Here is a 7,861-nt window from a genome sequence, read left to right as displayed (position 1 = left end):
GGCCAGAACCCCATCGACCAGCTCAAGGTCGTCGGAAAGGCCACCGACCGGATCGACGGCAAGTACAAGACCACCGGCACCGCCCCCTACGCCTACGACTGGCACGATCCGCAGGCGAAGCTCGCCTACGGGGTCGTCGTCGGCGCCACCATCGCCAAGGGCCGGATCGCATCAATGGATCTGGGCGCCGCCAAGGCTGCTCCGGGCGTCGTCGCCATCGTCACCGCCGAGACGGCGGGCAAGCTCGACAAGGGCAAGCTGAACACGGCGAACCTTCTCGGCGGTCCGCAGATTCAGCATTACCATCAGGCGGTCGCCGTGGTGGTCGCCGAGACCTTCGAGCAGGCCCGCGCCGCCGCGGCCCTGGTCAAGGTCCGGTATTCCACCTCGAAAGGAGCCTTCGATCTGGCCGTGGCGAAGGCCGGGGCGACAGATCCGGGCGATGTCCAAGGCAGTCCATCCGCCACCGCCGTGGGCGATTTCACGGGCGCGTTCGCGGCCGCGCCGGTGAAGCTCGACGAGCGCTACGCCACGCCCGACCATGCCCACGCGATGATGGAGCCCTGTGCGTCCGTCGCGTCCTGGGATGGCGACAAGGTCACGGTCTGGACGTCGAACCAGATGATCGACTGGGGCGTGCGCGATCTGGCGCTGACCCTGGGCGTTCCCAAGGAGAACGTGCGCCTCGTGTCGCCCTTCATCGGCGGCGGCTTCGGCGGCAAGCTGTTCCTGCGGTCCGAGGCGCTGCTCGCGGCGCTCGGAGCCCGCGCGGCGGGACGGGCGGTGAAGGTCGCTCTGACGCGTCCGCAGATGTTCAACAACACGACGCATCGGCCGGCGACCCTCCAGCGCATCCGCATCGGTGCGACCCAGGACGGCAGGATCACGGCCATCGGTCATGAAAGCTGGTCGGGCGATCTGCCGGAAGGCGGTCCCGAGGCGGCGGTCCTGCAGACCCGCCTGCTCTACGCGGCACCGAACCGGATGACCGCCCTGCGCCTCGCCGTGCTCGATCTTCCCGAGGGCAATGCCATGCGCGCGCCAGGCGAGGCTCCCGGCCTGATGGCCCTCGAGGTCGCCATGGACGAGATGGCGGAGAAGCTCGGGCTCGACCCCATCCGGTTCCGTGAGATCAACGACAGCCAGGTCGATCCGGAGAAGCCGTCGCGTGCGTTTTCGCAGCGCAGCCTCGTCGAATGCCTGCGCCAGGGCGCAGAACGCTTCGGCTGGGACAAGCGGGGCAAGCCGGGGCAAGTCCGCGACGGGCGATGGCTCGTCGGAATGGGCGTGGCCGCAGCCTTCCGCAACAACATGGTGCTGAAATCGGCCGCCCGCGTCCGGCTCGATTCGAAGGGCATGGTCACGGTCGAGACCGACATGACCGACATCGGCACCGGCAGCTACACCATCATCGCCCAGACGGCCTCCGAGATGATGGGGGTTGGCCTCGACAAGGTGATCGTCCGGCTCGGCGACTCCACCTTCCCGGTGTCCGCCGGTTCGGGCGGGCAGTTCGGCGCCAACTCCTCGACCGCCGGCGTCTACGCGGCCTGCGTGAAGCTCCGCGAGGCGGTGGCGGGCAAGCTCGGGGTCAATTCGGCCGACGCCGTGTTCGCGGACGGGCAGGTCCGTTCTGGCAACCGCGCCGTCCCACTCGCCGAGGCGGCGACCGCGGGAGATCTCGTCGCCGAGGACGCCATCGAGTTCGGCGATTTCGGCAAGACCCACCAGCAATCGACCTTCGGCTCGCATTTCGTCGAGGTCGGGGTCGACGTGGCCACGGCGGAAGTCCGGGTACGCCGGATGCTCGCGGTCTGCGCCGCCGGGCGCATCCTCAATCCGAAGACCGCCCGCAGCCAGGTGATCGGCGGGATGACCATGGGGGTCGGCGCCGCCCTGATGGAGGAGCTCGCCGTCGACACGAAGCGCGGCTACTTCGTCAACCACGATCTCGCCGGCTACGAGGTCCCGGTCCACGCCGACATCCCGCACCAGGAGGTGTTCTTCCTCGACGAGGTCGATCCGATGTCGTCGCCGATGAAGGCCAAGGGCGTGGGCGAACTCGGCATCTGCGGCGTCGGCGCCGCGGTGGCCAACGCGATCCACAACGCCACGGGCATCCGCGTGCGGGACTACCCCATCACCCTCGACAAGCTCTTGAACCGCATGCCCGACGCGGCCTGAGCGCCGCGACGGGAGACAGCATCGCAACAGGCTCAGCGCAGGGTTCGGTGGCATGAAGTTCGAGACACCCGCGGGCCAGAACCCCATCGACCGGCTGGTGGTCGTGGGGAAGCCGACGGACCGGATCGACGGTCCGTTCAAGACGACGGGGACCGCCCCCTACGCCAACGACTGGCACGACCCGCAGGTGAACCTCGCGCATGGCTTCGTCGTGGGCGCCGGTATCGCCAAGGGCCGGATCCGCTCCGTCGACACGTCCCGTGCGGAGGCCGCCAGCGGTGTGCTGGCGGTCGTCACGGCGCGGAACGCCGGCCCGCTCGACCGGGGGGCGTTCTACGTCGCCCGGGCGCTCGCGGGGCCGGACATCGACCATTACCATCAGGCCGTCGCGGTCGTGGTCGCCGAGACCTTCGAGCAGGCCCGCGCCGCCGCTGCCCTCATCCGGGTCGATGCGGTCGCCACCCCGGGCCGCTTCGAGCTCGCGGCGGCGAAGGAGACCGCCCCGGTGCCGAAGCCCGGCCAGTTCGGCGGGCCGACCGAGACGCAGGTCGGGGATTTCGAGGGTGCCTTCACCGCGGCGGCCTTCCGGGTCGACGAGACCTACACGACGCCCGACCAGACCCACGCGATGATGGAGCCGCATGCCTCCGTGGCGTCTTGGGACGGCGACCGCCTCACCCTGTGGACCTCGATTCAGCAGATGAACTGGGGGGTGCGCGACCTCGCCAAGACCCTGGGCATCCCGAAGGACCGGGTCAGGTTGGTCTCGCCCTACATCGGCGGGGGCTTTGGCGGCAAGGGGACGATCCTCGCCGACGCGGTCCTGGCGTCGCTCGGGGCCCGGGCGGCCGGCCGCCCCGTCAAGGTCGCCCTGACGCGGCCCCTGATGGCCAACAACGTCACCCACCGTCCGGCCACGATCCAGCGCGTCCGCATCGGCGCGACCGCGGACGGGCGCATCACCGCCATCGGCCACGAGAGCTGGTCCGGCAACCTCGCAGGCGGACGCCCGGAGGCCGCCGTCGTTCCGACCCGGCTGCTCTATGCGGGCGCGGCCCGGATGACGCGCCTTCACCTGGCGCAACTCGACCTCCCCGAGGGCAGCGCCATGCGGGCGCCGGGCGAGGCCCCCGGCATGATGGCCCTAGAGGTCGCCATGGACGAGATGGCGGAGAAGCTCGGGCTCGACCCCGTCGCTTTCCGCGTCCTGAACGACACCCAGGTCGATCCCGAGACGCCGGAGCGCGCCTTCTCGCAGCGGCAGCTGGTCGAGTGCCTGCGTCAGGGCGCCGAGCGCTTCGGCTGGGACCGGCGCGTGGGCAAGCCCGGGCAGGTGCGGGACGGGCGCTGGCGCGTCGGCCTCGGCATGGCCTCGGCCATCCGCGGGGCGCCGGTGACGAAGTCCGCCGCGCGGGTTCGGCTCGATGGCCGCGGCGTGGTCACGGTCGAAACCGACATTACCGATATCGGCACCGGCACCTACACCATCATCGCCCAGACCGCGGCCGAGATGATGGGTCTGCCCCTGGACCGTGTCGTGGTTCGGCTGGGGGATTCGTCCTTTCCCGAAAGCTCTGGCTCGGGTGGTCAATGGGGGGCCGCCTCCTCGACCGCCGGCGTCTACGCGGCCTGCATGCGCCTGCGCGAGACGGTGGCGCAGCGCCTCGGCATCAATTCCGCCGACGCGGTGTTCGCGGACGGCCTCGTCCGGTCCGGCAATCTGAGCGCACCCCTCGCCGGGGCCGCGAGCGGAGGCGATCTCGTGGCCGAGGACGCCATGGAGTTCGGCGACCTGACCAAGCGATTCGCGATCCAGACCTTCGGCGCCCACTTCGTCGAGGTCGGGGTGGATGTGGACACCGCGGAGATCCGGGTCCGGCGGATGCTGGCGGTGTGCGCGGCCGGGCGCATCCTCAACCCGAAGGCGGCGCGAAGCCAGATCATCGGGGGCATGACCATGGGCATCGGGGCCGCCCTCATGGAGGAACTCGCCGTCGACACGAAGCGCGGCTTCTTCGCCAACCACGATCTGGCCGGGTACGAGGTCCCGGTCCATGCCGACATCCCGCACCTCGACGCGATCTTCCTCGACGAGGTCGATGCCGCCGCCACACCGCTGAAGGCCAAGGGCGTGGGCGAGCTCGGCATCTCGGGAGCCGCGGCGGCGGTCGCCAACGCCATCCACAACGCCACCGGCGTTCGGGTGCGGGACTATCCCATCACCCTCGACAAGCTCCTCGCGCGCCTGCCCGACGCGGCCTGAGGAGAGGCGCAAAAAACGGCGGCAGATGTCGGGACGTCGGGTTGCGATCCGGGCCGAAAGTCGACCTTTCGGACCGGGCGCCGCGGGTCATGGCCAGCGAACCGCGTGCTATCTGACAGGACCGTAACCCGAGAACAGGCGAAGGCCCGCCATGCGCCCGAGAATCATCTGTCACATGGGGAGCTCCATCGACGGCCGGCTCCACCCGAGCCGCTGGACACCGCCGGCCACGGGTATCGCGGACGGCTTGGTCCACCGGTACTACGAGGAGACCGCCGCACGTCTCGGGGGCGAGGGATGGATCGTCGGCCGCACGACCATGGCGGAGATCGCCAAGGGACATCCCCGCATGCCGTCGGCCATCCCGGCCAGTCTGCGCCGGACCCATCTCGGCGACCGCAAGGGCCGCGATCTGGCCGTCGCCATCGATCCGCACGGCAAGGTCCATTACGGGCGGGACGATGCCGGCGGCGATCACGTGGTGGCGGTCCTCGGCGAGGGCGTCTCCGACGCCTACCTCGCCGAGCTTCGGGAGGACGGGGTCTCCTACCTGTTCGCGGGGCCGGAGGGCCGGGACCTGTCCGCCGCCATGGACACCCTGGGTGCGGCCTTCGGCGTACGGACCCTGCTTCTCGAGGGTGGCGGCATCATCAACGGCGCCTTCCTCAAGGCCGGCTTGATCGATGAGGTCAGCCTGCTCGTCTCGCCGGCCCTCGACGGCCTCGCGGGCGTGCCCACCATCTTCGAGTATCACGGCGAACCGGGCGAGCGACCGGCGGCCGGAAAGGCGCTCCGGCACCTGCAGACCGAGACCCTGGAAGGCGGCACCGTCTGGCTGCGCTACCGGGTCGAGGACGCCGAAGACGCCTGATCGCCGCGCTCGGGGGAAGGCCGTGCGCCTGGGCGGACGGGGCCGTCTGCGCCGCGCCAGCGGGCTCAGGCGGCACGGGCCAGCGACGGGCCCGCATCGTCTTGCAGGCAGACCTGCACGCAGGCACGGGCCAGGGCTTCGGTAGCATCCACCAGGGCCGTGCCCAGGGGACCTTCGACGGAGGCCAGCGCAACCGGAATTTCCGTGCATGCCATGACGATCCGACTGCACCCGGCCGACATCAGCGCCTCGGCCTGCCCGGCCAGGATCGTGTGCGCTTCTGCCAAGTGCCCGGCTTTTGCCGAGTGCCCGGCTTTCACGAGGCGGATCGCGCGCGTCACTTCGGCCTGTCCCGCGGCATCGGGTGCCCGGCACGTGAACCCGCGCGCGGCCAGACGCTCCCGGTAGATGCCCGCCGCGATCGTGCCACGGGTCGCCAGCACACCGATGCGATCGCCCATTCCGCCTGCGAGGGCGTCCGCCACGGCGTCGACGATGTGGAGGATGGGCAGCGACGTTTCGGCCTGCAGGGCGGCGTGCCAACGATGCGCCGTGTTGCATGGGATCGCGATCCGGCGCGCACCCGCCGCCTCGAGCCGCCGCAGGGTGTCGCGCATGGCCGGGAAGGGATCGGGCCCCTCGCCGAGGATCGCGGCCGTGCGGTCGGGGATGTCGGCCGCCGAGCAGACGATTATCCGGATATGGTCCTGATCGCAGGCGGCCGGGGTGTTGCGGACGACCTTGCCCATGAAGTCCACGGTCGCCATCGGACCCATCCCACCAAGTACACCGAGCATCGCGATCTCCCCTTGTGCGGATACGATGCGCCGCGTCGGGGCCTGGGGTCCAATGCCGTCTCGGACAGCCCTATTCCGATCCCGCATGAGGACCGGCCGGCGCAAGCTCGCGGCACCGGATGGGGGCGGGGTGGGCCGCCCCGCGATGCCCGCCCGGATCAATCCGGCTGCGAAAAGACGCTGGCGCCGATGAAGGCCATGTCGCGGTCCGGCTGCGGCGGGTCCTTCCGTGAGCCATAGGCGAAGAACAGCCGCCGGCTTCGCCCGTCCTCGCCGATGAGCGTCAGGGTGTGGTGGTCGAGGGCGTAGCGCCCGCCCTCGGGGGCACCGCGTCGGCTCATGGCCGAACCGGCACCAGAGGTCGCACCCGAATTGACGGCCCCCACGGCGCCGCCGCGCCCATACGTTCCGTCCGCACGAAACGCGTACCGGCTCGCCACGGAGATCATGACGTCGCCCCCCATGGCGCTGTTGCCGCCGCCCGACAGGCGCCGGTAAGTCCGCGCGATGGCCCGCTCCCCCGCATCGGCCGGATAGGCCTTGAAGAACGAGCCGCCCTGAAGCGTGTTGTCCTGCGGTTTCCCGTCCGCCCCGGTGAGGACGAACCGATTGCCCGAGCGGGTCCAGCGCCCGAACCGGCGGGGTTCGGCGATCCGCTCGGCCGTCAGGTCGACATCCTCCAGGGCCGCGTCGTCGATCTCGTAGCTGCTGCCGTCGCGAAACAGGATCAGCGGCTCATACTCGATGACCACCATGCCGCCGACGCCGACGCCCGTGGCGGCCCGGAAGTACACGCCCTCGACGGCGGACCAGTTCGCGGTGTGGCGCGGCTCGGCCAGGGGCGCGGGGCTAGACACAACCGCGTCGGCAGCGGGGACGGGCCGCGGCGCGGTGGCGCCGGCCCGGCCCCCGGCCGAGTCCGCATCCGGGGCTGGTCCGGCGGAACCGGGCCGGCGCCCTTTCGGAACCAGCCCCTCGTCGGTGATGGCGACGCTCCGCAGGGACGCCACCGGGATGAAGTCCTTCGACAACCCGGCCAGGAAATCGGGCACCAGCCCCAGGCGCCGGGCCGCCTGCCAGCCAGCATGATGAAGGACCGTGCGCAGCTTCACCTGTTCGGCGAAGGCGGCGCGGGTGGCGGGTCGCGACAGGGGCGGCTTGCCCGCAATCGGCTCGACCATCCGGCGCCGGATCGCCTCCAGGGCAGTGGGGCTCGGGTCGACCTCGACGTTGTTCGCCACCATCCACTGCAGGACGATGAAGGCCGTGAGCACGTCGCCGGCATCGTCTGCCCGCAGATCGGTCTGGGTGAGGAAACTGCGAAAGATCGCGTCGTAATCGTGTTTGGCCATCTCGCGTGCGACTTCGACCGCGGCGATGGGGTTCGTCGCCCGCAAGGCCTGGATGTGCCGGCCGATCGTGGCGGCCCGCAGCTCGGCGCTGGTCGTGAACGGAAGGGCCGCGCGGCGGACCGGAGGTTCGGCATCCCCCCGGGGCAGCCGTGCGGTGTCCTCGACGGACTGGGCGCCGATCGCCGCATCGAGCCCCTGGAACTGCTGCTGCTGGAGTCCCTGCAGGATGCTCGCGCCGACATCCTGCGCGAGGGCCCCGGACGGGAGCAGCGGGAGGAGGGCAGAGACGAGGCGGATCGTAGGGGTCATGACGGGCTCCGTGTTCGAGATCGGGCGTTCCGGCGTCCAATCGGCGCATCGCCGGGCCCCGCGAGTGCCACGGGTTCGGGCGTCA

At 70.8% G+C, this 7,861-nt stretch carries 5 protein-coding genes; 3 read left to right on the top strand and 2 right to left on the bottom strand.

Going from position 1 to position 7,861, the window contains the following annotated elements; translation table 11 throughout:
* The 3 genes from paoC (ASF22_RS19995) to ASF22_RS19985 all read left to right on the top strand — a co-directional run.
* Window positions 1-2,184 (top strand): aldehyde oxidoreductase molybdenum-binding subunit PaoC (paoC, locus tag ASF22_RS19995; RefSeq protein ID WP_082483871.1); only part of this gene is annotated, 2,184 nt, incomplete at its 5' end.
* 52 nt (window positions 2,185-2,236) lie between these two features.
* Entirely contained in the window at window positions 2,237-4,447 is a 2,211-nt protein-coding gene (gene paoC / locus ASF22_RS19990; RefSeq protein WP_056267527.1) for an aldehyde oxidoreductase molybdenum-binding subunit PaoC, read from the top strand.
* Window positions 4,448-4,598: 151 nt separating this feature from the next.
* The gene (locus ASF22_RS19985; protein ID WP_082478835.1) at window positions 4,599-5,318 is read left to right on the top strand and encodes a RibD family protein; all 720 of its coding nucleotides are present in this window, start codon (window positions 4,599-4,601) and stop codon (window positions 5,316-5,318) included.
* A 65-nt stretch (window positions 5,319-5,383) separates the two neighbouring features.
* Here ASF22_RS19985 and ASF22_RS19980 read toward each other — a convergent pair whose 3' ends face one another.
* Window positions 5,384-6,115 carry an amino acid racemase gene (locus ASF22_RS19980; protein ID WP_056267524.1) on the bottom strand — a complete coding sequence of 244 codons (732 nt, stop codon included), beginning with the start codon at window positions 6,113-6,115 and terminating at the stop codon, window positions 5,384-5,386.
* Between the two features lie 158 nt (window positions 6,116-6,273).
* Window positions 6,274-7,776 (bottom strand): hypothetical protein, encoded by a 1,503-nt coding sequence (locus ASF22_RS19975; RefSeq protein WP_244474351.1) that lies wholly within the window; start codon window positions 7,774-7,776, stop codon window positions 6,274-6,276.
* Window positions 7,777-7,861: the final 85 nt, after the last annotated feature.

It is taken from the genome of Methylobacterium sp. Leaf87, from assembly GCF_001422775.1.
GTDB lineage: Bacteria > Pseudomonadota > Alphaproteobacteria > Rhizobiales > Beijerinckiaceae > Methylobacterium.
Note: the sequence above shows the minus strand (reverse complement) of the source record. Positions and strands in the feature narration are given on the sequence as shown.

Bases quoted from the DNA above. Each gene is read 5' to 3' on its own strand.
- paoC (WP_056267527.1), top strand. From the start codon at position 2,237: ATGAAGTTCGAGACACCCGCGGGCCAGAACCCCATCGACCGGCTGGTG.
- ASF22_RS19985 (WP_082478835.1), top strand. From the start codon at position 4,599: ATGCGCCCGAGAATCATCTGTCACATGGGGAGCTCCATCGACGGCCGG.
- ASF22_RS19980 (WP_056267524.1), bottom strand. From the start codon at position 6,115: ATGCTCGGTGTACTTGGTGGGATGGGTCCGATGGCGACCGTGGACTTC.
- ASF22_RS19975 (WP_244474351.1), bottom strand. From the start codon at position 7,776: ATGACCCCTACGATCCGCCTCGTCTCTGCCCTCCTCCCGCTGCTCCCG.